23 protein-coding genes are annotated in these 24,521 nt (G+C 59.2%); 9 read left to right on the forward strand and 14 right to left on the reverse strand.

Features of this window, described 5'->3' with window-relative positions; translation table 11 throughout:
- Positions 1-26 precede the first annotated feature (26 nt).
- From msrQ to mrcB, 9 genes are all read right to left on the reverse strand, one after another.
- Positions 27-647, reverse strand: coding sequence for a protein-methionine-sulfoxide reductase heme-binding subunit MsrQ (gene msrQ, locus A7D21_RS19770; RefSeq protein ID WP_053258044.1), 621 nt, complete (start codon positions 645-647; stop codon positions 27-29).
- Positions 647-1,660 carry a protein-methionine-sulfoxide reductase catalytic subunit MsrP gene (gene msrP, locus A7D21_RS19775; protein WP_053258045.1) on the reverse strand — a complete coding sequence of 338 codons (1,014 nt, stop codon included), beginning with the start codon at positions 1,658-1,660 and terminating at the stop codon, positions 647-649. The genes msrQ and msrP overlap by 1 nt, the downstream gene beginning before the upstream one ends.
- 63 nt (positions 1,661-1,723) lie before the next feature.
- A complete protein-coding gene (gene pssA, locus A7D21_RS19780) occupies positions 1,724-2,581 on the reverse strand; it encodes a CDP-diacylglycerol--serine O-phosphatidyltransferase (RefSeq protein WP_053258046.1) in 858 nt (285 codons plus the stop codon).
- A 146-nt stretch (positions 2,582-2,727) separates the two neighbouring features.
- A complete protein-coding gene (gene ilvC / locus A7D21_RS19785; RefSeq protein ID WP_003176099.1) occupies positions 2,728-3,744 on the reverse strand; it encodes a ketol-acid reductoisomerase in 1,017 nt (338 codons plus the stop codon).
- Positions 3,745-3,791: 47 nt separating this feature from the next.
- Positions 3,792-4,283 (reverse strand): acetolactate synthase small subunit, encoded by a 492-nt coding sequence (gene ilvN / locus A7D21_RS19790; RefSeq protein WP_003176102.1) that lies wholly within the window; start codon positions 4,281-4,283, stop codon positions 3,792-3,794.
- Between the two features lie 2 nt (positions 4,284-4,285).
- On the reverse strand, positions 4,286-6,010 hold the full coding sequence (locus A7D21_RS19795; RefSeq protein WP_053258279.1) for an acetolactate synthase 3 large subunit: 1,725 nt from the start codon (positions 6,008-6,010) through the stop codon (positions 4,286-4,288).
- A 431-nt stretch (positions 6,011-6,441) separates the two neighbouring features.
- Positions 6,442-6,771: a YqcC family protein gene (locus A7D21_RS19800; RefSeq protein WP_053258047.1), complete on the reverse strand. Its 330-nt coding sequence runs from the start codon at positions 6,769-6,771 to the stop codon at positions 6,442-6,444.
- Positions 6,771-7,505 carry a M48 family metallopeptidase gene (locus A7D21_RS19805; protein WP_069552484.1) on the reverse strand — a complete coding sequence of 245 codons (735 nt, stop codon included), beginning with the start codon at positions 7,503-7,505 and terminating at the stop codon, positions 6,771-6,773. The genes A7D21_RS19800 and A7D21_RS19805 overlap by 1 nt, the downstream gene beginning before the upstream one ends.
- A gap of 16 nt (positions 7,506-7,521) precedes the next feature.
- Positions 7,522-9,846: a penicillin-binding protein 1B gene (mrcB, locus tag A7D21_RS19810; protein ID WP_053258049.1), complete on the reverse strand. Its 2,325-nt coding sequence runs from the start codon at positions 9,844-9,846 to the stop codon at positions 7,522-7,524.
- Between the two features lie 118 nt (positions 9,847-9,964).
- Between mrcB and A7D21_RS19815 the strand changes: the two genes are divergently transcribed.
- The 3 genes from A7D21_RS19815 (at position 9,965) to A7D21_RS19825 (ending at position 12,434) form a co-directional block, all read left to right on the forward strand.
- Positions 9,965-11,521, forward strand: coding sequence for a bifunctional aminoglycoside phosphotransferase/ATP-binding protein (locus tag A7D21_RS19815; protein ID WP_069552485.1), 1,557 nt, complete (start codon positions 9,965-9,967; stop codon positions 11,519-11,521).
- Positions 11,522-11,614: 93 nt separating this feature from the next.
- A complete protein-coding gene (locus A7D21_RS19820; protein ID WP_053258051.1) occupies positions 11,615-11,959 on the forward strand; it encodes a pentapeptide repeat-containing protein in 345 nt (114 codons plus the stop codon).
- A gap of 202 nt (positions 11,960-12,161) precedes the next feature.
- A complete protein-coding gene (locus A7D21_RS19825; RefSeq protein ID WP_010562703.1) occupies positions 12,162-12,434 on the forward strand; it encodes a TfoX/Sxy family protein in 273 nt (90 codons plus the stop codon).
- 243 nt (positions 12,435-12,677) lie between these two features.
- Here A7D21_RS19825 and A7D21_RS19830 read toward each other — a convergent pair whose 3' ends face one another.
- From A7D21_RS19830 to A7D21_RS19840, 3 genes are read right to left on the reverse strand one after another with little or no spacing between them, the layout of a single operon-like run.
- Positions 12,678-13,445, reverse strand: a complete 768-nt coding sequence (locus A7D21_RS19830; protein WP_069552486.1) for a heme ABC transporter ATP-binding protein — start codon at positions 13,443-13,445, stop codon at positions 12,678-12,680.
- Positions 13,445-14,428 carry an iron ABC transporter permease gene (locus A7D21_RS19835; protein WP_171902624.1) on the reverse strand — a complete coding sequence of 328 codons (984 nt, stop codon included), beginning with the start codon at positions 14,426-14,428 and terminating at the stop codon, positions 13,445-13,447. Before A7D21_RS19835 ends, A7D21_RS19830 begins: the two co-directional genes overlap by 1 nt.
- Positions 14,429-14,478: 50 nt before the next feature.
- The gene (locus A7D21_RS19840) at positions 14,479-15,357 is read right to left on the reverse strand and encodes a hemin ABC transporter substrate-binding protein (RefSeq protein WP_069552488.1); all 879 of its coding nucleotides are present in this window, start codon (positions 15,355-15,357) and stop codon (positions 14,479-14,481) included.
- 156 nt (positions 15,358-15,513) lie between these two features.
- Between A7D21_RS19840 and A7D21_RS19845 the strand changes: the two genes are divergently transcribed.
- Positions 15,514-15,831, forward strand: coding sequence for a Rieske 2Fe-2S domain-containing protein (locus tag A7D21_RS19845; RefSeq protein ID WP_053258055.1), 318 nt, complete (start codon positions 15,514-15,516; stop codon positions 15,829-15,831).
- On the opposite strand, the gene sfsA is transcribed toward A7D21_RS19845, so the two are convergent.
- Both sfsA and A7D21_RS19855 read right to left on the reverse strand, forming a co-directional pair.
- Entirely contained in the window at positions 15,828-16,541 is a 714-nt protein-coding gene (sfsA, locus tag A7D21_RS19850) for a DNA/RNA nuclease SfsA (protein ID WP_069552489.1), read from the reverse strand. The genes A7D21_RS19845 and sfsA overlap by 4 nt on opposite strands.
- Entirely contained in the window at positions 16,541-17,713 is a 1,173-nt protein-coding gene (locus A7D21_RS19855) for a pyridoxal phosphate-dependent aminotransferase (protein ID WP_069552490.1), read from the reverse strand. Before A7D21_RS19855 ends, sfsA begins: the two co-directional genes overlap by 1 nt.
- A gap of 319 nt (positions 17,714-18,032) precedes the next feature.
- On the opposite strand from A7D21_RS19855, the gene dksA reads away from it, so the two are divergent.
- The 5 genes from dksA (at position 18,033) to A7D21_RS19875 (ending at position 24,086) form a co-directional block, all read left to right on the forward strand.
- Positions 18,033-18,476: an RNA polymerase-binding protein DksA gene (gene dksA / locus A7D21_RS19860; RefSeq protein ID WP_025857127.1), complete on the forward strand. Its 444-nt coding sequence runs from the start codon at positions 18,033-18,035 to the stop codon at positions 18,474-18,476.
- Between the two features lie 83 nt (positions 18,477-18,559).
- The gene (gene gluQRS, locus A7D21_RS19865; protein ID WP_053258058.1) at positions 18,560-19,447 is read left to right on the forward strand and encodes a tRNA glutamyl-Q(34) synthetase GluQRS; all 888 of its coding nucleotides are present in this window, start codon (positions 18,560-18,562) and stop codon (positions 19,445-19,447) included.
- Positions 19,448-19,509: 62 nt separating this feature from the next.
- Positions 19,510-19,686: a hypothetical protein gene (locus A7D21_RS35450; RefSeq protein WP_003176118.1), complete on the forward strand. Its 177-nt coding sequence runs from the start codon at positions 19,510-19,512 to the stop codon at positions 19,684-19,686.
- A complete protein-coding gene (locus A7D21_RS19870) occupies positions 19,670-22,624 on the forward strand; it encodes a sensor histidine kinase (RefSeq protein ID WP_162232033.1) in 2,955 nt (984 codons plus the stop codon). Before A7D21_RS35450 ends, A7D21_RS19870 begins: the two co-directional genes overlap by 17 nt.
- A gap of 22 nt (positions 22,625-22,646) precedes the next feature.
- Positions 22,647-24,086, forward strand: coding sequence for a sigma-54 dependent transcriptional regulator (locus tag A7D21_RS19875; RefSeq protein WP_053258060.1), 1,440 nt, complete (start codon positions 22,647-22,649; stop codon positions 24,084-24,086).
- Positions 24,087-24,521 lie beyond the last annotated feature (435 nt).

The following is a 24,521-nucleotide window of genomic DNA, read 5'->3' on the forward strand; positions in this document are numbered from 1 at the left end:
GCCCAGAATCTACCGTCAAGCGCTAATTACGCTTTTGTCGCAGAAAGTGGTTTTTTCGCAATAAGGCGGGGAATTCGACGCGTCACTGGTGGAATCCGCAAGACCAACAGCAGCGCACCGATAGATGCATAGATGGCCCACTCCTTCAGGTCGGCCCGCACGATCCAAAGCATATGCAGCAAACCAAGCCCAAGAATCACATACACCAGGCGATGCAGCTTCTTCCAACGGCTGCCGAGCCGACGCTGACTATAGCGATTGGACGTCACCGCCAGCACCAGTAAACAGAGGAAACCCAGCGCGCCCACAATAATGTAAGGCCGCTTGCGCAGCTCTACACCAAATTGCGACCAATCAAGCCCAAGGATGAACACGCAGTAAGCCGCCAGGTGCAGAGCCACATACGCAAAACACCAGAGCCCCAGCTGTCGGCGGACAGCAATCCACCCCGCCCACCCACTGAGCTTCTGCAGTGGCGTCATGCACAGTGTGATCAGCAACAGAACCAGCGTTCCAAGCCCCAACCGATCCATCAGCACTTTCCCAGGATCAGGCCCGAGCACCGAGCTCCACGCTTCATATAACCAGAAAAATGGCCATATCGCCGCCGCTATAAAGACGCCAATGCGCCAGATTGGATAACGCATCAGTAGTTCTTCCGCAAATCGAGACCTGTATAAAGAGAAGCGACCTCATCCGAGTAGCCATTGAACATCTGCGTCTCGCGCACATTTGGACTGAATAAGCCGCTCGGCAGACGACGCTCCCGCGCCTGAGTCCAGCGAGGATGGTCGACTGTAGGATTCACGTTTGCGTAGAACCCATACTCATTGGCCGCAATACTCTGCCACGTGGTTTTAGGCTGCTCGCTCACAAGGCTGATGCGCACAATGGACTTCACACTCTTGAAGCCATACTTCCACGGCACCACCAAACGCAACGGCGCGCCGTTCTGGTTAGGCAACTCACGCCCATACATGCCTACGGCAAGAATCGCCAACGGGTTCATGGCTTCATCCAGACGCAGCCCTTCTACATAAGGCCAGTCGATCAAGCCGAAGCTTGAACGCTGACCCGGCATGCTTTTCGGGTCCTGGAGCGTTTCAAAGCGGATGTACTTGGCCTTGGAGGTCGGCTCAACCTGTTTGAGCAAGGCTGAAATGGGAAAGCCCATCCACGGAATCACCATTGACCAAGCCTCGACACAGCGCAACCGGTAAATGCGTTCTTCCAACTGATAAGGCTTCATGAAGTCTTCCAGGGCATAACGCCCAGGCTTGGCGACTTCCCCATCAATGACCACGCTCCATGGCTCGGTCTTGAGCGAGCCCGCGTTCTTCGCCGGATCCCCTTTGTCCGTACCGAACTCATAGAAGTTGTTGTAGTGGGTTGCATCCTTGAACGGGGTGATAGCCTCGTCCTTTACCGTGACAGCCTGCCACTTGGTACTCGGCAGCTTCTCGGCAAACCAGCTGGGGGCGTTGCCCGGTTCGACATCGGCATAACGCGCAGCATCGTCCGCACTGGCCCAGCGCGGCAAACTACTGGCCGCGACACCGGCAAGCGCACCGCCGAGCAGGCTGCGGCGAGAAAGGTAGAAGGATTCGGGGGTCACATCCGATTCAAGGCAATCGGACGCTTTGGGGATCTTGATTAACATGGCAACTCCGCAGCATTGGAGGACTGATGCACCAATAGACTGCGGAGTATGGGGAACATTACATTAAGACAATGTTTTGTCGCGACGCAGATGCAGCAAATATTGGATCGGCCCGGAAGCAGCGTAGACCAGGAACGCCAGCAGCAGGATACGCGGGGGATCACTGAACACGACGGCAAACACCAGCACAACCACCAGGATAGCCACGAAAGGCACGCGCCCTTTGAGGTCCAACTCCTTAAAGCTGTTGTACTTGATGTTACTGACCATCAGCATGCCGGCCGCCGCAACCATCAAGGCCACCAGAAAAGACATCTTCGACCCCTGGATCCCGTAGTCACTGAACGCCCAGACGATACCCGCCACCACTCCCGCAGCAGCGGGGCTTGCGAGACCAATGAAGTAACGCTTGTCGGCCGTACCCACCTGGGTATTGAAGCGCGCCAGACGCAAAGCAGCGCCCGCGACGTAGATGAAGGCAACCATCCAGCCCACCTTGCCCATATCGCCCAGTGCCCAGGCGAACGCCAGCAGTGCAGGCGCCACACCAAAGGCAACCATGTCCGACAACGAGTCGTACTCGGCACCGAAGGCGCTTTGGGTATTGGTCATACGCGCAACACGGCCATCAAGGCCGTCGAGCACCATGGCCACAAAGATTGCGATGGCAGCAAAACCGAAATACTTGCTGGCGCTCGCCGCATCACCCGCCGCCAACGCGCTTTGAGCGCTCATGGAGTTGATGATGGAATAGAAACCGGCAAACAGGTTCGCCGTGGTGAACAGATTGGGCAGGAGATAGATGCCACGATGCCGGACCTTGCGGCCTTCCGCGTCATGCCCTTCTTCGACATGTTCATCGATCGGTAGCAGGCTATCGGCGTCAGAAGCCTGGCTTGGCTCGTCGGGACGTTCGCTCATGGACTTTACCTTGCAACGGGTGTGAAAAAAATTCGACAAATACTTGCGGCGAGTGTTCGCCCGCAAACGATGCAGCTTTATACCAGAACCAGCCTCCCAAACGAAAAAACGCGGCCTAAGCCGCGTTTTCTCTTGATACGTACGACTTAGTTTTTGGCTTTGTCGACGATCTTGTTGGCACCGATCCACGGCATCATGGAGCGCAGTTGCTCGCCGATGACTTCGATACCGTGAGCGGCGTTGTTACGACGCTTGGCAGTCATCGAAGGGTAGCCGGTTGCGCCTTCGCTGATGAACATTTTGGCGTATTCGCCGTCCTGAATACGTTTCAGGGCGTTGCGCATAGCCTGACGCGACTCGGCGTTGATAACTTCCGGGCCAGTCACGTACTCGCCGTATTCGGCGTTGTTGGAGATCGAGTAGTTCATGTTGGCGATACCGCCTTCGTACATGAGGTCAACGATCAGCTTCAGTTCGTGCAGGCATTCGAAGTAGGCCATTTCCGGCGCATAGCCAGCTTCAACCAGGGTTTCGAAACCGGCTTTAACCAGTTCAACGGTACCGCCGCACAGAACAGCTTGCTCGCCGAACAGGTCGGTTTCGGTCTCGTCCTTGAAGGTGGTTTCGATGATACCGGTACGACCGCCACCAACACCCGCTGCGTAGGACAGCGCAACGTTTTTGGCGTTGCCCGAAGCGTCCTGGTAGATCGCGATCAGGTCAGGGATACCGCCGCCTTTGACGAACTCGGAACGCACGGTGTGGCCCGGCGCTTTCGGCGCAATCATGATCACGTCGAGGTCAGCGCGTGGCACAACCTGGTTGTAGTGAATCGCGAAGCCGTGGGAGAAGGCCAGGGTGGCGCCCTTCTTGATGTTCGGCTCGATTTCGTTCTTGTACAGCGCGGACTGGAACTCGTCCGGGGTCAGGATCATGACCAGGTCGGCAGCAGCAACAGCGGAAGCAACGTCAGTTACTTTCAGACCGTGGGCTTCAGCCTTGGCAACAGTGGCCGAGCCTTTACGCAGACCAACAGTGACGTCAACGCCGGAATCTTTCAGGTTGCAAGCTTGTGCGTGACCCTGGGAACCGTAGCCGATGATGGCGACTTTCTTGCCCTGGATGATCGACAGGTCACAATCTTTATCGTAATAAACTTTCATGAGGTTCCTCTATATATCCAGGCCGTAAGGCCATTCGCTAATTTGGGTTAGATGCTGAGTACTTTGTCGCCACGGGCAATCCCGGTGACACCACTGCGTACCGTTTCCAGAATCGAGGCCGTCCCGATCGACTGGATGAAGCTGTCCAGCTTGTCGCTTGTACCGGTCAGTTGCACGGTATAAACGCTGGCGCTCACATCGACGATCTGCCCGCGATAAATATCGGTAGTCCGTTTGATCTCGGCACGTTGAGCACCCGTCGCCTTAACCTTTACCAACATCAGCTCACGCTCGATGTGGGCACTTTCCGACAGATCGACCAGCTTGACCACTTCGATCAGTTTGTTGAGGTTCTTGGTGATCTGCTCGATCACCTCATCGTGGCCCACGGTGGTCAACGTCAGGCGCGACAGGGTCGGGTCTTCGGTCGGTGCCACGGTCAGGCTTTCGATGTTGTAGTTGCGTTGCGAAAACAGGCCGACAACACGAGACAGAGCGCCGGGTTCGTTCTCCAGAAGCAGGGAGATAATATGCCGCATGATTAAGTACGCTCCGTCTTGTTCAGCCACATATCGCGCATAGAGCCGTCTTTGATTTGCATCGGGTAGACGTGCTCGCTGGTGTCAACCTGAATATCAAGGAACACCAGACGGTCCTTCATGGCGAACGCCTCTTCCATCATCGGCTTGAGATCCTTCAAATCAGTGATGCGCATGCCGACGTGGCCATAGGCTTCAACCAATTTGACGAAATCTGGCAACGATTCCATGTAGGAATGGGAGTGACGGCTACCGTAGCTCATGTCCTGCCACTGACGAACCATGCCCAGCACGCCGTTGTTCAGGCAGACGATCTTCACCGGAAGGCCGTACTGCAAGCACGTCGACAGTTCCTGGATGTTCATCTGGATGCTGCCCTCACCGGTGACGCACGCGACGTCGGTGTCTGGGAAGCTCAGCTTTACGCCCATGGCCGCAGGGAAACCAAAGCCCATCGTGCCCAGACCACCGGAGTTGATCCAGCGGTTAGGCTTGTCGAACTTGTAGTACTGGGCGGCGAACATTTGGTGCTGGCCCACGTCGGAGGTCACAAAGGCGTCGCCCTTGGTCACTTCGCACAGGGTTTCGATCACGGTTTGCGGCTTGATGATGCTGCCGTCGCCCTTGTCGTAAGGGAACAGGCCGCGATCACCGCGCCACTCGTCAATCTGCTTCCACCAGCTGGCAACGGATTCCTTGTTCGGCGTTTCGCCGATGTCCTTGAGCGCGGCAACCATTTCGGTCAACACACTTTCCACTGGACCAACGATCGGCACGTCGGCCTTGATGGTCTTGGAGATGGACGCCGGGTCGATGTCGATGTGGATAATCTTGGCATTCGGGCAGAACTTGCTCGCGCCATTGATCACACGGTCATCAAAACGCGCGCCCACGGCCAGGATCACGTCGGCGTGGTGCATGGCCAGGTTGGCGGTGTAGCTACCGTGCATGCCGAGCATGCCGACAAACTGACGATCGGTGCCCGGGAAGGCGCCGAGGCCCATCAGGGTGTTGGTTACCGGCAGGTTAAGCAGTTTGGCCAGTTCGGTCAGCGGTGCGGAACCGCCGCCCAGAATGACACCACCGCCCGAGTACAACACAGGGCGTTTGGCTGCCAGGAGCATCTCTGCTGCCTTGCGGATTTGCCCCGAGTGCCCACGAACAGCCGGGCTGTAGGAACGCAGCTTGGCTTTCTTGGGGAAGACGTATTCAAATTTTTCGGCCGGGTTGGTCATGTCTTTCGGGATATCTACCACGACAGGGCCGGGACGACCGGACTGTGCGAGGTAGAAGGCCTTTTTCATGACTTCCGGGATTTCCGAAGCATGCTTGATCATGAAGCTGTGTTTCACGATCGGCCGGGAAATACCGATCATGTCGGTTTCCTGGAAGGCATCGGTACCGACCATGGTGCTTGCGACCTGGCCGGAAATGATCACCATCGGAATGGAGTCCATATAAGCAGTCGCGATGCCGGTAATGGCATTCGTTGCGCCTGGGCCGGACGTAACCAGTACCACGCCGGCTTTACCGGTGGCACGGGCGTAACCGTCAGCCATATGGGTCGCGGCCTGTTCGTGACGAACCAGGATGTGGGTAACAGCCGGTTCCTTGAACAGTGCGTCGTAGACATGCAGCAGAGCACCACCTGGGTACCCGTAGATATAATCGACGCCTTCGTCACGCAAAAAGCGGACGAGCATCTCACCGCCAGATAAAAGCTCCACGTTGTTCACCTCTAAAACGCCAGAATACCGTCCGTTAAAAACCGACGGGTCTTAATAGGTTTACTTCTCAACAGAGCATGAGCGACGGTGGTCGCCGACTACGTCAGCACTGACTGAGCAAGTATTGGGATCGTCCCAAGTGTTGCGGGCTTTTCCCACCCAGCGCGAGGTAACGCGTTGCGGGTGTTACAGGTCGGCGCGGGTATGCGCCTCATGATCTGCTGAGCGGGCCTGCTTCTGGCAGTCCCGATACAGCGGACTTTGGATTCTTCTGTTTCAGCCCCTTCAAGTCAAGCAATAATTGCGCTTTTTTCCAACTAAGCGCATGAGAACGTAGAAGAAAGGGGTTTGAGGAGGGATAAAACTCGCCTGAATGTCGTCAAGCGGTAGAAATGTGCGCAAGACTGCCGGAAATACCGGCAGTCAGGCAATTAACGAGCGTCGACGATCAATTGGTCGAACTTTTTCAGCGCATTTCGCAAACCCAGGCTCTCAACCGGCCGATCGGCATAGACCATCTCGGCCATCTCAAGGATCCCTGAAGCATTGGGCAATGGCAGGTCCTGCTCCAGAATCTGCTTCATGCGCACCAGGAAGATCCATTGCAGCCACTGGTGAAAGTCCAGGGTATCGACCGAGAAAGGCTCGACGCTGCTCAGCGCCTCGGCGCTGGGGGACACTTCGTCCCACCAACCCTGCACACGCAACTCGCGCTCAATCAGCAATAACTGTTCAGCAATCGCTGGAAACCGTGCATCCATCAGAGGCTGACCTTGGCTTTCTGTCGAGCTTGAGCGGCCCCGGCCGCGTCGCCTTGTGCGGCACGCGCATCACCAATCAAGGCCCATAGGTTGGCTTGCAGGTCTGGACGACCATTGGCCATGGTCAGGCCGCGACGGGCGAACTGCTCGGCCTGCGGCGCGTCACCCTGAGCCATGCGCACTTGGGCGAGGCGATACAACACTTGCGGCTCGCGAGGTGCCACACGTTGAGCACGCTCAAGGCTCGACGACGCACCATTCAAGTCGCCGCTGGCTTGCTGCTGCTGGGCGGTCGTCAGCAAAGCCAACACCGGACCATCCAGTTGCTCGTCAGCCGACAGACCGCCAGCGCTCGAACGCGACGGAATGCCGCTCGGCGTGGACGGCATGTTGTAGGTGCCCTGGTTGATCGGCGCCGTCTGGATCGGCGTGGAGTCGACAGGCCCCGATGTGCTTGGCCCCGGGGTCCACGGCTCGGCACTGATCGGCGCCGACGTAGCGGCACCCGCGCCCGGCACCATTACCACTACACCCGAATCCTGCGGTATGGCTTGCGGTGTGGCTTGGGCAGGCCGCTTGACCACGGTCTGACGGAAACCGCCATTGGCCGAAATGCGGTCGTTGTTGGAAACGGTCGTGCTCGAATCCACCACCGGAATCGAACCGCGTTGCACGCTGGAGCAACCGCTGAGTACCGCCAGAGCTGTAATAGCTGGAATCAACCACTTGTTCACTTGAAACCCTCTTTGCTTAATTCATCCAGCCCTTGACCCAATCCATCACCGATTCCGCGTCAGCAGGGGCACTGCCACCGCACGCGGCGCCGGGTGGTGGCTCGCTGCCGCGAATATACGGCATCTGTACTGCGCCCGGACAGTTGGCATCGGAACCTTGGCCGGTATGCGGATCAATCCAAGCCTGCACGATGTTATCCGGCTGCGGCATGTTCAGCGGCAGCGGGTCGGCCTTGCGCATGAAACTGGTCCAGACCTGCAGGGCACCGGTCGCACCGGTGAACGGTGTCTTGCCATTGTCGTCACGCCCAAGCCACACCACCGCCAACACATCCTGGCCGAAGCCGGCGAACCAGCTGTCACGCGAATCGTTACTGGTACCGGTCTTGCCCGCCAGCGTCAGGTTCGACGGCAGCACGCTATAGACCGAGCGCCCGGTGCCTTCGCGCATTACGCGCTGCATGGCGTTCTGGATCAGGTAGATGGAGCCCGCATCAAAACGCTGCTGAATCTGGAACGGATAGCGCTTGAGCGGCTCGCCCTCGGCGGTCAGCACGCTGCGAATGCCGCGCATCGGCGTATTGAAACCACCGTTGGCGAGAGTCTGGTACATCGTGGCCACTTCCATTGGGGTCATGGCGCCAGCCCCCAGAAGCATCGATGGGAACGCCGGGAACTCACGGGTAATGCCGAGGCGGCCCAAGGTTTTCAGCACATTCGGCACACCCACCTCAAGCCCGAGGCGCGAGGTGGAGATGTTGTAGGAATGCGCCAGGCCCTGGTACAGGAACACGGTGCCGTGGGAGCGTCGATCGAAGTTCTGCGGCGTCCACACTTGGCCATCAGCACCTTTGACCGAAAGCGGGTCATCCGACAACCAACTGGTCAGGGTGTATTTGCTTGGTTTTTCCAAAGCCGTCAGGTAGACCGCCGGCTTAACCAGCGAGCCAATCGGCCGCACGGCATCCAGTGCGCGGTTGAAACCGGCAAAACTGGCTTGTCGACTGCCGATCATGGCCTGGACTTCGCCGGTTTCCGGGTTGGTCACGACCATCGCCGCCTCGACTTCATCCGAGCCTTTACGGCCGGTCAGGCGCTTGAATGTGTCGTTCACCGATGCTTCGGCTTTCATCTGCAGAATCGGGTCGAAACTGGTGAAAATCCGCAGGCCTTCTTCGGTCAAGTCTTCGTCGCGGTAATCTTCACGCAACTGGCGTTTGACCAGGTCGATAAAGCCTGGGAAGGAGCTGTCCGCCAGCTTGCCGCGAGTGGTTACACCCAGTGGCATTTTCTTTGCGGCAGCGACTTGTTCGGCAGTGGCTACACCCTGCTGTTCCAGCACATCCAGCACCAGGTTACGACGCTCGAGCGCACGTTCCGGATTGCGCCGCGGGTTGTAATAGGACGGGCCCTTGACCATCCCGACCAACAACGCGACTTGATGCAACTTCAGCTCGGACAAAGGCTGGCCAAAGAAGAACTGACTGGCCAAGCCAAACCCGTGCACGGCGCGCTGGCCATCCTGACCGACGAAGACCTCGTTGAGGTACGCCTCAAGGATTTCCTGCTTGCTGTAATGCAGTTCCAGCAGCATTGCCATCATGGCTTCGGTGAGCTTACGCGTCAGGCTGCGCTCGTTGGTCAAGTAGAAGTTCTTGACCAATTGTTGCGTCAGCGTGCTGCCACCCTGTGTCATCTTCCCACCGGAGGTGTTCACCCAGATCGCGCGAGCAATCGACTTCGGTGACACACCCCAATGGCTGTAAAAGTCGCGATCTTCTACCGCAACCAAGGTTTCCAACAGGTAGGGCGGCACCTGATCAAGCTTGATCAGGATGCGATCTTCTAGGTTCTTCGGGTAAATCCCGCCGATCATCAAGGGTTCAAGCCGAACTACAGGCAACTTTGAACCATTAAGCGACGACAGCTCTGCGACGTAATCGCCAGAGAAGCGCACGCGCACCGGCTGGGCTTTTTCGAGGCCTTCATAGAACTGGAAGCCGCGGGTATTCAAATCGACAGTGTTACCACTGACAGCGGCGGCACCCGGGCCGTTGCTCACGGGCTCGCGGCGATACCCCAGGGCATCGAGCTCAGTCAGGAAGTCTTCCTTGCTCAGCTTCTGGCCAGTGAACAATTCCAGCGGGCGTGCATACACCTTGGCCGGGATGGTCCAGCGCTTGCCGGAGAACTTCTCCTGGACCACGGCATCGAGGTAAACCGCGAAGCCGGCGAGCACGACAAGGCCTACCAGGCTTAGCTTGAGCGCCCAGCCCAGCCACGGACGCAGGCCGCGGGAAGGAGGTTTTTTACGGGAACGGGGAGATCGGGTTCGAGTCATGGCGGCGGATTATACGCACTTTATCGATGATCAACATGAGCCGGACAGCGGTTTGCACGACCGGCTGTAACCGCCATAATGCCGACCATGATTTCCCCCAGACTTTGAAGGATCGCCTGTGAGCCAGTCCCTGATTGCTGCACTGCAAAACCCGGCTTTGTATCCGCATCCAGTTGAAGCGTTTCAAGTCATCGAGACCCATATTTCCTGGGTCATACTGACGGGCCCCTTCGCTTATAAACTGAAGAAACCGATGAACTTCGGCTTTCTGAATTTCACTGAGCTGGCCGATCGCGGGCATTTTTGCAATGAAGAGCTGCGACTCAACCAGCGCCTGACCAAAGATTTGTATCTCGAAGTCTTGCCGATCACAGGCACAGCCGAAGCCCCGCAATTGGGCGGCGAAGGCCCGGTAATCGAGTACGCGCTGAAAATGCGCCAGTTCCCGCAAAGCCAACTGCTGAGCACCTTGCAAGCCAACGGCGAACTGACCAGCGCACACATTGATGAGATGGCCAAGCAGATTGCGCATTTCCACCTGACCGCACCGAAAGTGCCGCAAGACCACCCCGCCGGCACCCCGGACGAAGTGATGGCGCCGGTACGCCAGAACTTCGAGCAAATCCGCCCCTTCCTCAGCGACAAGGCCGACCTGGCGCAACTGGAAGCCCTGCAAGCCTGGGCTGAAAGCAGCTTCGAGCGCCTCAAGCCGCTGCTGGCCCAACGCAAACTTGGCGGTTTCACTCGCGAATGCCACGGTGATATCCACCTGGGCAACGCCACGCTGATCGATGGCCAGGTCGTGATTTTTGACTGCATCGAGTTCAATGAGCCCTTTCGCTTCACCGACGTCTACGCCGACACCGGCTTCCTGGCCATGGACCTGGAAGACCGCGGCCTCAAATCCCTGGCACGCCGGTTTATCAGCCAATACCTGGAGTTGACCGGCGACTACCAAGGCCTTGAACTGCTGAACTTCTATAAAGCCTACCGTGCGCTGGTCCGCGCCAAGGTTGCACTGTTCAGCATGCCGAGCGAGGCAAGCCCGGTGCAACGCGCCACCACCCTGCGCCAGTACCGCAACTACGCCAACCTGGCGGAAAGCTACAGCACCATTCCTTCGCGTTTCCTCGCCATTACCCACGGCGTCTCGGCCGTCGGCAAAAGCCACGTTGCCATGCGCCTGGTGGAAGCATTGGGCGCTGTACGCCTGCGCTCGGATGTGGAGCGCAAGCGCCTGTTCGGCGAGCAGAAAGTCGAGAACACGCCGCAAGCCGGTATCTATGCTGCCGATGCCAGCGCAGCGACCTACGCTCGCCTGAACGAAATCGCCGATACCCTGCTGCGCGCCGGGTACCCGGTGGTACTGGATGCCACGTTCCTGAAGCGCGAACAACGTGACACCGCCGCGAAAATTGCTGAAGCCACCGGCGCGCCGTTCCTGATCCTGGATTGCAATGCGCCGCAAGCCGTTATCGCCAGCTGGCTGGCACAACGTCAGGCCGATAAAAACGATCCTTCCGACGCGACCCTGAGCATTATCGAAGAGCAGCAAGCCAGTCGCGACCCGCTGACCGCCGAGGAGCAGCTCCTCAGCAAGCGTGTCGAGACGAATGAAAGCGGGACGCTGGACGCATTAGTCGCGCACATTCGTCAGCACCTGCCCGGCCTGTAAGAAATATTTCTTGGTCGTGTCACCGTTCTTCGGTGCGCGACCGAGAAATAGTGGCACTATAATGGCGCCATAATTCCAACAGGAGTCGCCGCAATGAGTCAGCCCAAGCTTCTTGATACCCCGCTCTACGCACTCCTGCACAAGGACGACATTCGCGGGTTCAACCAGGGACGCCCCAAAGACGGGATTATCGACATGCGCGGTGGCGACTTCCGAGGGTTGGACCTGCGTGATTTGAATGCCACAGGCGTGGACTTTACCGACGCGTATTTCCGCTCTGCCGACCTGCGCGGTCTGGATTTGCGCGACTGTTCACTGGAAGGCGCCAGCCTGGCGCATGCGCAGATCTCCGGCACCTACTTCCCCGCCGAATTGACGGCTGACGAGATCCTGATGTCGGTTAATTTCGGCACTCGCCTGCGTTACCGCACCAAGTAACATCACACTCCGGGCCCGAGGTACGTACCGCGCGTACCGGGCAGCGCCTGCCTGCTTGTCTTCAAAATCGTACGCCATTCTTATAGCGATTCAGCCGTTCCTGACCAAAGAATCACGCTTTTCCTACTGAGCGCTACACTCCCTTTCAGGCCTGCCTGGTCACGATACCCACCGCACCATTCGGCCGTCGCAAGGAGGCTTGATGAACGATGAGCTGCAACACTTGAAAAACCTTGGAAAGACGTCAGCGCAGTGGCTGCACGCGGTGGGCATCCACAGCGCGTCCGACTTGCGCCGGCTGGGAGCGGTCGATGCCTATCGGGCGGTACGGACTCGCGGGTTCCGGGCGTCGAAAGTCCTGCTGTATGCAATTGAGGGGGCATTGATGGATGTTCATTGGAACGATATCCCGGCAGAGCGCAAGGAAGCGCTGAACCGTCAATTGGATGCGATTTCAGCGCGCCAGAAGAATTAGGGCGCTTAGCAAACCCAGTTTTTACGGGCTATAAGCACGCTGACTTGAGAAAACGGCAGATCGCTGAAAAACAACTGTTGACTCTCAAATGAGAATCGTTATGATTATCACAACTGGTCGCGAGATCAGCCGATAACTGAAAGACCATTGGTTCGGACTCTCAGATTATCTCCTCATCAGGCTAATCACGGTTATTTGACCCGGCTCTTGCCGGGTCTTTTTTTTGCCTAAGAAAAACTGATTTCAGCGCGCAATAATCAGTGGATGCCCGCGCTCGGGGTGTGGCTGCACCAATACGTCCAGGCCAAACACCGCCTTGAGCGGCTCAGGCCGCATCACCTGTGCCGGCGTGTCCAGCGCATGTGGACGCCCGCCTTCCAGCAACAGAATGCGATCACAGTAACGCGCCGCCAGATTGAGGTCATGGAGGATCACCAACACTGCCGCGCCCCGGTCGGCAAATGTACGAATTGCCTGCAAGGTCGTGTGTTGGTGCAAGGGATCGAGCATCGATGTCGGCTCGTCCAGCAGCAACGTCTGCCCCGCTTCCCCCGGCCACAATTGCGCCAAAACCCGCGCCAGGTGCACACGTTGGCGCTCACCGCCCGAAAGGGCCAGGTAACTGCGACCGCTCAAGTGCTCGATATCCGCCGCCTGCAGCGCCGCGGTAATAATTTCTTCATCTCTCACCCGCCCGGTCTGATGGGGCAAGCGGCCCATGCCTACAACCTCTTCGACACGAAAAGCGAAATCCAGGGTGGATGACTGCGGCAACACTGCCAGACGCTGGGCACGCTGTGGCCCGCTCCAGTCCTGCAAGGCTTGCTGATCCAGCCATACATGGCCCTGATCCGGCTGAAGCTCGCCGCACAGCGCACCGAGCAACGTGCTTTTGCCCGCGCCATTCGGGCCCAGCACGCCGAGCACCTCACCGGGCAACACGTCCAGGGTGACCCCCGACAGCACGGTTTTGCGACCACGCCTGACCTGCAACGCTTCGACTCGCAGCATCAGGCACGCCCTCGCAGCAACAAATACAGAAAAAACGGTGCACCAATAAACGCCGTCACGATGCCGATCGGCAATTCAGCCGGCGCCAGGGCCAAGCGCGCTACCAGATCGGCAAACAGCAACAAGCTCGCCCCGGCCAGCACCGAAGCCGGCAACAGCACCCGATGATCAGGCCCCGCCAACAGCCGCACAAGATGCGGCACTACCAGCCCGACAAACCCGATCATTCCCGCCGCCGCTACCGCCGCGCCCACCCCCAAAGCCGTACAGAACACCAGTTCACGCTTGAGCCGCTCCACGTCAATCCCAAGGTGATTGGCCTCCGACTCCCCCAGTAACAATGCATTCAACGCTTTCGCCCGGCGCGGCAACCACAACGCGACACCGGCACTGACCAGCAGCAAGGGCCACAACCGCGAATAGCTTGCGCCATTGAGGCTGCCCAGGTTCCAGAAGGTCAGCGTGCGCAACGTGGCGTCATCCGCCAAATAGGTAAACAACCCCACCGCCGAGCTGGCGAGGGCCGTGAGGGCGATACCGGCGAGCAGCATCGTCGCAACGTTGGTCTGGCCGTTGCGTCGGCCGAGCCGGTAAACCAGTGCGGTGACGCCCAAACCGCCGAGAAATGCGCACAACGACAGTAGATACGGGCCAAACGCATCCGGCAGACCGCCAAAAAACGAGCCGCCGACGATCGCAATCGCCGCGCCCAACGCCGCACCACTGGAAACACCGACCAACCCCGGATCGGCCAGCGGGTTGCGAAACAACCCCTGCATTGCCACGCCCGACAATGCCAGGACACCGCCCACGGCCAGCCCCAATAAGGTACGCGGCAAACGGATCTGCCCTAAAATCAGCTCTGCCTGCTCCAGGCCGTGAGCTTCAATCGGCGCCCCCAGCATGCGCAACGCAGCCTTCAGCGTATCCAGCAAAGGCAGGCTGACAGGCCCCAACGCCAATGAAAGCCAGGTTGCCAACAGACATAACAGCGCCAGCCCAATAAAGAGCGTTTTCGGTTTAACCAACGTCGTCATGGGGCAGGTTTAGCCTGGGACGGATAAAACCCGGCAGACAGCGTCACCAGGCTTTGCGGCAAGCGTGGCCCGAGCCCTCCCACCAGCAGGGTTGGGTCCAACTCAAACACCCGACTATTCTTGGCCGCCGGCGTGGAAGCCAAAATCGGGCTCTCCTTGAACAAGGCGGCCCTCGCGGCGTCACCGGTTAAGGCGCGGTCAGCAAACACCAGCACATCGGGGCTCAACCCCGCCAACGACTCCACCGAAAAGGGTTTGTAACCCGTATGGGTCGCCAGGTTTTTGCCGCCTGCCAGCTGCAACATCCAGTCGGCAGCCGTGTCTTTACCGGCAATCAGCGGTTTGCCACCCGCGTGACCGAGCAACAACAGCACGCCCGGTGCCTTTTGGGTGGTTTGGGCCTTGGCAACCCAGGCTTTTTGCTGCTCAAGCGCCTGCTCATAGCCGGTAAACAATTCGTTGGCCCTGGCCTCACTGCCCAGCAACTTGCCCAAATGCTGAAGGTTCCCCTGCAACGTCGGTAAATCGGGCTGCGCCGAGAACATCTCGACCTGCACACCCGCCCCCCGAATCTGCGCCAGCACCGGCGGCGGGCCCATCTCTTCAGTGCCGACCAGAACCTGCGGGCGCAGGCTTAAAATACCTTCAGCCGACAACTGCCGTTGGTAGCCAATACTGGGCAACTTCGTGAGCGAATCAGGATGCTGACTGGTGGTATCGACGCCTACCAACTTCGACTCACCGCCCAGGGCCGTCACCCATTCCGATAGCGCCCCACCGGCACTGACCCAGCGTTGTGGCAGTTCAGAGGCTTGCGCCCCGGGATTGACCAGCAGTGAGGCAACGAGCGCAATAGCGCTGGTACTCAGGCGCATATCAGGGTTTCCTTCCAAGGGCAGGGCCACTCAAGCACTCACCGATGTGACAGATTAGACCCGTCTGGCATCGTACTGAGCGCCCAACCAGCTAACGGGCGAAGCCGGCATTTGATAATTGTTTGCATTTGCACGTCAAGGCACTTAAGGATTGAAATGAAGTTTCTCTGCTCCTCCGACACGCTCGCTCCCAACGCCAGCCTCGGTTTCGAGATCGACGGTTGCAAGCTGTTGGCCGTGCGCCGGGACGGCGTTGCCTACTTCTATCTCAACCGTTGCCCCCATCGCGGCATCCCGCTGGAATGGCAACCTGATCACTTCCTCGACGCCAGTGCCAGCCTGATTCAGTGCGCAACCCATGGCGCACTGTTCCTGATCGAAAACGGCGAATGCATTGCCGGGCCGTGTGCAGGCCAAAGCCTCAAAGCCTTGCATGGCCGCGAAGACGCGCAAGGCCTGTGGGTTGAACTCTAGTCGCCGATCAGCACTTCCAAACGGCGGTCGACGTAAATTTCCTCAGGCGTGACCTGCACACCATAAGCCAGCACCTCCACGCCGGCCGCCTTGGCCTCACGCAACGCAGCAGCGTAACCAGCATCAATTTCCACGGCCGGGCGCACGGCCTCGATACCCGACAGGTTGACGCAATACAGCTGCACCGCCCGCACGCCGTCGCGGGCCAGGTGCGCCAGCTCACGCAAGTGCTTGGCGCCTCGCTGTGTCACCGCATCGGGGAAGGCCGCCACTGCCGAGCCATCGAAACCCAGGGTTACACTTTTAACTTCCACGTACGCCTCGCCCTGCGGGTATTCCAGGCGAAAGTCGATGCGGCTTTTTTCCTGGCCGTAAGGCACTTCACGTTTCAGCGCGGTAAAGCCATTGAGTTCAGTGATAACTGCGGCGCGCAATGCCTCCTCAACCAACTGATTCGCGCGCGCCGTATTGACGCACGCCAGTCGGCCCTGCGGCGTTTCGGCAATTTCCCAGGTGCCCGGCAACTTGCGCTTGGGGTCGTCGGAACGACTGAACCAGACCTGGCCACCCTCCACCATGCAATTGAGCATCGAACCGGTGTTCGGGCAGTGAATAGTCAACAACTCGCCGGTAACCGTTTCGATATCCGTGAGAAAGCGCTTGTAGCGGCGAATCAGCCGCCCTTCTTCGAGGGGAGGATGAAAGCGCATCAGCCTTGCCAACTCCGCAGGCCACGCGCAATCCGGTCCACCGCTTCTTGTAGGCGATCAAGGTTTTGCGTGTAGGCGAAACGCACATGGTGACCGGCTTTATAGCGACCGAAGTCCAGCCCTGGGGTAAAAGCCACATGTTCGGTTTCGAGGAAATGACGGCAGAACGCGAAGGCATCGCCGCCAAACGCGCTGATATCGGCATACAAGTAGAACGCACCTTCCGGTTCCACGGCGATGCCGAACCCCAGCTCGCGCAAGGCGGGTAACAGGAAGTCACGCCGGCGACCGAACTCGGCGCGGCGCTCTTCCAGAATGCTCAGGGTCTGCGGGGCAAAACAGGCCAACGCTGCGTACTGGGCCATGCTCGGTGCACTGATGTAGAGGTTTTGTGCGAGCTTCTCCAATTCGCTCACCGCATCCGGCGGCGCCACCAGCCAGCCCAGGCGCCAGCCGGTCATGCCGAAATACTTCGAAAAACTATTCAAGACGAAGGCCTCGTCATCGACTTCCAGCACGCTGGCAGCATCAATGCCGTAGGTAAGGCCGTGATAAATCTCATCCACCACCAAGTGGCCGTTACGCGCCTTGATGGCACTCGACAACCCGGCCAACTCATCACGGGTGAGGACGGTGCCGGTGGGGTTTGCAGGGGAGGCGACCAATGCACCAACGCTGTCCTGGTCCCAATGCCTGGCAACCAGATCGGCGGTCAATTGGTAGCGCACTTCGGGGCCTACCGGCACCAGTTGCGCCGCGCCTTCCACCAGCCGCAAAAAGTGCCGGTTGCACGGGTAACCCGGGTCCGCCAGCAGCCAGTGCTTGCCTGGGTCCACCAGCAGGCTGCTTGCCAGCAATAGGGCGCCGGAGCCGCCGGGGGTAATCAGAATGCGCTCAGGATCGACGCTCAGCCCGTAGCGCTGCTGGTAAAAACCGCTGATGGCCTCGCGCAACTCCGGCACCCCACGTGCCGCGGTGTAGCGCGTCTTGCCGCTGGCCAGTGCGGCCTGGCCGGCCTGGATGATCGGTTCGGCCGTGGTGAAATCCGGCTCGCCGATTTCCAGGTGGATGACATCATGACCGGCTGCCTGCAGCTCGTTGGCTCGCGCCAGCAACGCCATGACATGAAAAGGTTCGATGGCGCGACTGCGCGCACTGTAGGGCTGAGCCATTAGCCTTCCTTAGACGGTGAGGACAAAGTTCGGATTCTACCGAACCCGCGACGTAAAACATGCTCTATTGCCTGCTCGGCCACTTGTGCGGCCGGGCAGGCGCGCGCAAAACGACTAAAATCAACATTCGAGGCCATGCATACCCCGCCATGGCGGGCTGTAGCAGTTTGCAACCCCGTGGCGATGGGCCTCGACAACCGGGAGTGGCGCACCCTGAATCTATCTGGTAAGTTCGCCCGCTTGCAGCCGCAGGGCCGGCAGGTGTCGGTGACGTTGCAATCCTGCGCAATGGATTAGAAGAGTGAGAGGCGGTCTATTCATGTCCACCCAAGCAAAGCAACAGCAGACTCAAGGCCTCAATGGCTTCGAACCTTACGTCGAAAAGAAAGGTGAGGAGTACATGGGCGAGCCCATGCGCGAGCACTTCACCAAAATCCTCAACAAGTGGAAACAGGACTTGATGCAGGAGGTTGACCGCACCGTTGACCATATGAAGGACGAAGCAGCCAACTTTCCGGACCCGGCCGACCGTGCCAGCCAGGAAGAAGAGTTCGCCCTCGAACTGCGCGCCCGTGATCGCGAGCGCAAGCTGATCAAGAAGATCGACAAGACGCTGCAACTGATCAAGGACGAAGAATACGGCTGGTGTGAATCCTGCGGCGTCGAGATTGGTATTCGTCGCCTGGAAGCCCGCCCGACTGCGGACCTGTGCGTAGACTGCAAGACCTTGGCTGAAATCAAGGAAAAACAGGTCGGCAAGTAACTCTGCCGGGCTGAACGAATGGGGCGTGCGAACGCCCCATTTTTGTTTCTGGAATTTACCGTTTTTCCAGTAGTATCCGGCCCATGACAGCCTCTACCTATATCGGGCGTTTCGCCCCCACGCCCAGCGGCCATTTGCATTTTGGCTCACTGGTTGCCGCCCTCGCCTCCTACCTCGATGCCCGCGCCAATCAAGGCCGCTGGCTGATGCGCATGGAAGACCTCGACCCACCCCGTGAGGAGCCCGGCGCCCAGGCCGCGATTCTCCATGCCCTGGAAAGCTATGGCTTCGAGTGGGATGGTGAACTGGTCCGACAAAGCGAGCGGCATGAGGCCTATGCCAAAGTACTGAACGATATGTTCAACCACGGCCTCGCGTACGCCTGCACCTGCTCGCGCAAACAGCTGGAGCCCTACCACGGGATCTACCCGGGGCTGTGCCGAAATGCGGGGCATGATCAGCAAGACGCGGCTATTCGCTTGCGTGTGCCTGAGCTGGAGTACCACTTTACCGACCGCGTACAGGGCGAATTCCGACAGCACTTGGGGCGCGATGTCGGCGATTTCGTCATCCGTCGCCGCGACGGCCTGTATGCCTATCAATTGGCCGTGGTACTCGACGACGCCTGGCAAGGTGTTACCGATATTGTCCGCGGCGCCGACCTGCTGGACTCCACACCGCGCCAGCTTTACCTGCAAGAACTCTTGGGGCTGCGCCAACCGCGCTACCTGCACGTGCCGCTGATCATCCAGCCGGACGGTCACAAGCTGGGCAAATCCTACCGTTCCCCGCCGTTGACACCCGACCAGGCTACGCCTCTGCTAGTGAGAGCCCTGCGCGCGCTCGGCCAACAACCCGGCAGCGAGCTGCTTCACGCCAGCCCACGGGAGCTGCTGGATTGGGGCATTGCGCAGTGGGATGCCGACCGGATCCCGCGCACACTCACACTGGCCGAAGCGCAATTGAGCTGAAGGCGCTTGCAGCTTCCCAGCCATCCGTTACCATCGCCGCAGTTTTTTACTCAGAGGCCAACATGTACATCTATCGATTGGTCCTGCTGCTGGTCGTCGGGATCTACCTGTTTTCCCCCGCCATCATGGATTGGTGGATCGACGCCACGGGCGCCTGGTACCGCCCCTATCTACTGTGGTTGATCCTGATCGTCGTGACCTTCATCCTGCAGAGCCAAAAAGATGCCGATGAGCTTTAGCCTCACCCAGATGCTGCTGATCAGCGCCGCCTACCTGGCTGCGTTGTTCGGCGTCGCCTGGATCAGTGAGCGCGGAATGATTCCGCGGGCGATCATTCGCCATCCGTTGACGTACACCTTGTCCCTGGGCGTATACGCCAGCGCCTGGGCGTTTTATGGCACGGTGGGCCTTGCCTATCAGTACGGCTACGGCTTTCTTTCCAGCTACCTGGGGGTGTCCGGCGCATTCCTGCTGGCGCCGGTGCTGCTGTACCCGATCCTGAAAATCACCCGTACTTATCAGCTGTCGTCCCTTGCGGACCTGTTTGCCTTCCGCTTTCGCAGCACCTGGGCTGGCGCACTGACCACGATCTTCATGCTGATCGGCGTGCTGCCGCTACTGGCCCTGCAGATCCAGGCCGTGGCGGACTCCATCAGCATCCTCACCCGCGAGCCGGTGCAGCATCGCGTCGCCCTGGCCTTCTGTGCGCTGATTACGCTGTTCACGATTTTCTTTGGCTCACGCCATATCGCCACCCGCGAGAAACACGAAGGCCTGGTGTTTGCGATTGCGTTTGAGTCGGTCATCAAGCTGATCGCCATCGGCGGGGTCGGCCTCTATGCGCTGTATGGCGTATTCGACGGCCCGCAACAGCTGGAACTGTGGTTGCTGCAAAACCAGACCGCCCTCGCCGCCCTGCACACCCCGCTGCAGGAAGGCCCGTGGCGCACGCTGTTGCTGGTGTTCTTCGCCTCGGCAATCGTGATGCCGCACATGTACCACATGACGTTCACCGAGAACCTCAACCCGCGCTCACTGGTCAGCGCCAGCTGGGGCCTGCCGTTGTTCCTGCTGCTGATGAGCCTGGCGGTGCCACTGATTCTCTGGGCTGGCCTCAAGCTGGGCGCGACCACCAACCCTGAATACTTCACCCTCGGCGTCGGTATTGCCGCCAACAGCAAATCCCTGGCATTGCTGGCTTACGTCGGCGGTTTATCGGCGGCCAGCGGCTTGATCATCGTCACCACCCTCGCGCTTTCGGGCATGGCGCTCAATCACCTGGTGTTACCGCTTTACCAGCCGCCGGCTGAAGGCAATATTTACCGCTGGCTGAAGTGGACGCGGCGCGCGCTGATCGTCGCGATCATCATGGCCGGCTATGGTTTCTACCTGTTGCTGGGGGCCGGACAAGACCTGGCCAACCTCGGCATCGTCGCGTTTGTCGCCACCTTGCAGTTCCTGCCCGGTGTGTTGTCGGTGCTCTACTGGCCGACCGCTAATCGCCGTGGCTTCATCGCCGGGCTGCTGGCCGGGATCCTGGTGTGGATTGTCACCATGCTGCTGCCGCTGGTCGGCAATCTGCAGGGTTTCTACATTCCGCTGTTGAACATGATCTACGTGCTGGACGACACCAGTTGGCACATGGCGGCCATTGCCTCCCTGGCAGCCAACGTGCTGATGTTCACCCTGATCTCGCTGTTCACTAACGCCAGCCCGGAAGAAACCAGCGCTGCCGAAGCTTGCGCGGTGGACAACGTGCGGCGCCCGCAGCGGCGCGAACTGCATGCCGCCTCACCCCAGGAGTTCGCCACCCAACTGGCCAAGCCGCTGGGCGCCAAGGCCGCACAGAAAGAAGTCGAACAGGCGCTGCGCGATCTGTACCTGCCGTTCGACGAGCGTCGCCCGTATGCGCTGCGCCGGCTGCGTGACCGTATCGAAGCCAACCTGTCCGGCCTGATGGGGCCGAGCGTGTCTCAGGACATGGTCGAAACGTTCTTGCCCTACAAGGCCGGCGGCGAAAACTACGTCACCGAAGACATCCATTTCATCGAGAGCCGGCTGGAGGATTACCACTCACGCCTCACCGGTCTCGCCGCCGAACTTGATGCCCTGCGCCGCTATCACCGTCAAACCCTTCAGGAACTGCCGATGGGCGTGTGCTCCCTGGCCAAGGATCAAGAGATCCTGATGTGGAACAAAGCCATGGAAGAGCTGACCGGCATCGCCGCTCAGCGCGTGGTGGGTTCGCGCCTGAATACACTGGCCGACCCGTGGAAAGAATTGCTGCAAGGTTTTATCAACCTGCCCGACGAGCACTTGCACAAGCAGCATCTGGCGCTCGACGGCCAGACCCGCTGGCTCAACCTGCACAAAGCCGCCATTGATGAACCACTGGCGCCCGGCAACAGTGGCCTGGTGCTGCTGGTGGAAGACCTGACCGAAACCCAGATGCTGGAAGACAAACTGGTGCATTCCGAACGCCTGGCAAGCATTGGCCGCCTGGCAGCGGGTGTCGCCCACGAGATTGGCAATCCGATTACCGGTATTGCCTGCCTGGCGCAAAACCTGCGGGAAGAGCGCGAAGAGGACGGTGAAATCACCGAAATCAGCGGGCAGATCCTTGAGCAGACCAAGCGCGTTTCGCGCATCGTGCAATCGCTGATGAGCTTTGCTCACGCGGGCGCTCATCAGAATCTGGACGAAGCGGTGTGCCTGGCCGAAGTGGCGCAGGATGCCATTGGGCTGCTGGCCTTGAACCGGCGCAATTTCGAAGTACAGTTCTTCAACCTGTGCGACCCGGACCACTGGGTCGACGGCGACTCCCAACGCTTGGCGCAGGTGCTGATCAACCTGCTTTCCAACGCCCGTGACGCCTCCCCGCCGCACAGCGCGGTACGCGTCAAGAGCGAAGCGTTCGAGCACACGGTCGATCTGATCGTGGAGGATGAAGGCAGCGGTATTCCACAGAACATCATGGACCGATTGTTCGAACCTTTCTTCACCACCAAGGACCCAGGTGAAGGTACCGGTCTGGGCCTTGCACTGGTCTATTCCATCGTTGAAGAGCATTATGGACAAATCACCATCGACAGCCCGGCTGACACAGAAAGCCAACGCGGCACCCGTATTCGGGTGACCTTGCCGCGTCATGTCGAAGCGACGTCCGCTGTGAACTGAGACCGTCGAGAGAATTGAATCAATGCCGCACATTTTGATCGTCGAAGACGAAACAATTATCCGCTCTGCCTTGCGTCGCCTGCTTGAACGTAATCAGTACCAGGTCAGCGAAGCCGGCTCGGTGCAGGAAGCCCAAGAGCGATTCAGCATTCCCACGTTCGACCTGATTGTCAGCGACCTGCGTCTGCCGGGCGCGCCGGGGACCGAGCTGATCAAGCTTGGCCAGGGCACGCCCGTGCTGATCATGACCAGCTACGCCAGCCTGCGTTCGGCAGTGGACTCGATGAAGATGGGTGCGGTGGACTACATCGCCAAGCCGTTCGACCACGACGAAATGCTCCAGGCCGTGGCCCGCATCCTGCGCGACCGCCAGTCGGCCAGCAGTGCACCGGCCGAACAGCGCCCCGCCGGCAAAGGCGCCAACGGCGCGGACAAGCCAGGCGTCGACAACAGCAACGGCGAAATCGGCATCATCGGCTCCTGCCCTCCGATGCAGGATCTGTACAGCAAGATCCGCAAGGTCGCGCCAACCGACTCCAATGTATTGATTCAGGGCGAATCGGGCACCGGTAAAGAACTGGTCGCCCGCGCCCTGCACAACCTGTCCAAGCGCGCCAAGGCGCCGATGATCTCGGTGAACTGCGCGGCGATCCCTGAATCCCTGATCGAGTCCGAACTGTTCGGCCACGAGAAAGGCGCGTTTACCGGCGCCAGCGCCGGGCGCGCAGGTTTGGTGGAAGCGGCGGACGGCGGCACCTTGTTCCTGGACGAAATCGGCGAACTGCCTTTGGAAGCCCAGGCACGTTTGCTGCGCGTGCTACAGGAAGGCGAAATTCGCCGCGTAGGTTCGGTGCAATCGCAGAAAGTCGATGTTCGCCTGATCGCTGCGACCCACCGGGACCTGAAGAGCCTGGCCAAGATCGGCCAGTTCCGTGAAGACTTGTATTACCGCCTGCACGTGATCGCACTCAAGCTGCCGGCCCTGCGCGAGCGTGGCGCCGACGTCAACGAGATCGCCAGCGCCTTCCTGCTGCGCCAGAGCGCGCGAATCAACCGTACCGACCTCAAGTTTGCCCCGGACGCCGAGCAGGCGATTCGGCACTACTCGTGGCCAGGTAACGTGCGCGAGCTGGAGAATGCGGTCGAGCGCGCAGTGATTCTGTCGGAGAGCCCGGAGATTTCCGCCGAGCTGCTGGGCATCGATATCGAGCTCAGTGACCTGGAGGACGACGATTTCATCGGCCTGGCCCCGCAACAGGGCGGCGCCAGCAATACCAGCCATGAGCCGACTGAAGATTTGTCACTGGAAGACTACTTCCAGCACTTCGTCCTTGAGCATCAGGACCACATGACCGAGACCGAACTGGCGCGCAAGCTGGGCGTAAGCCGCAAGTGCCTGTGGGAACGGCGCCAGCGCCTGGGCATTCCACGGCGCAAGACCGGGGTTGCCAGCGAAAGTTGAGGGTGCGCCCTCACAGGTAACACCCTCAGATGTGAAAAAACTGTTACCGCTGAATTTTCACGTAACAAAAGCCGGGGCTTACGGTAACGAAGCCCCGGCTTTTTTTCGCCCTTCAAAAAGCCAAAACCGCCTCAACCCCCCGGTTTTGCTGGGCGGCACAAAAGTTGGCACGCACCCTGCTATATGCTTAGTACAAAAACAATAACAAGCTTTGTACAAGACAATAAAAATAAGACGAATCGACTCACGCATAACAAAAACAACACGGCGGAGGCGCAGCTAACTGATTCTTTTGGAGAGGCGTTGCATTTGGGGCTTGCCCCGCAACCAGGCCGAGAACAACAAAAACTGCCCTAAGGCAGAGCCTGAACTGGTTGGATCATAGATCAGCAACACAGCGACCAAAGCAATCCGTTTGCTCTTGACTCCCGATTG

The organism is Pseudomonas sp. AP19 (assembly GCF_001728855.1).
GTDB classification, from domain to species: Bacteria; Pseudomonadota; Gammaproteobacteria; order Pseudomonadales; family Pseudomonadaceae; genus Aquipseudomonas; species Aquipseudomonas fluorescens.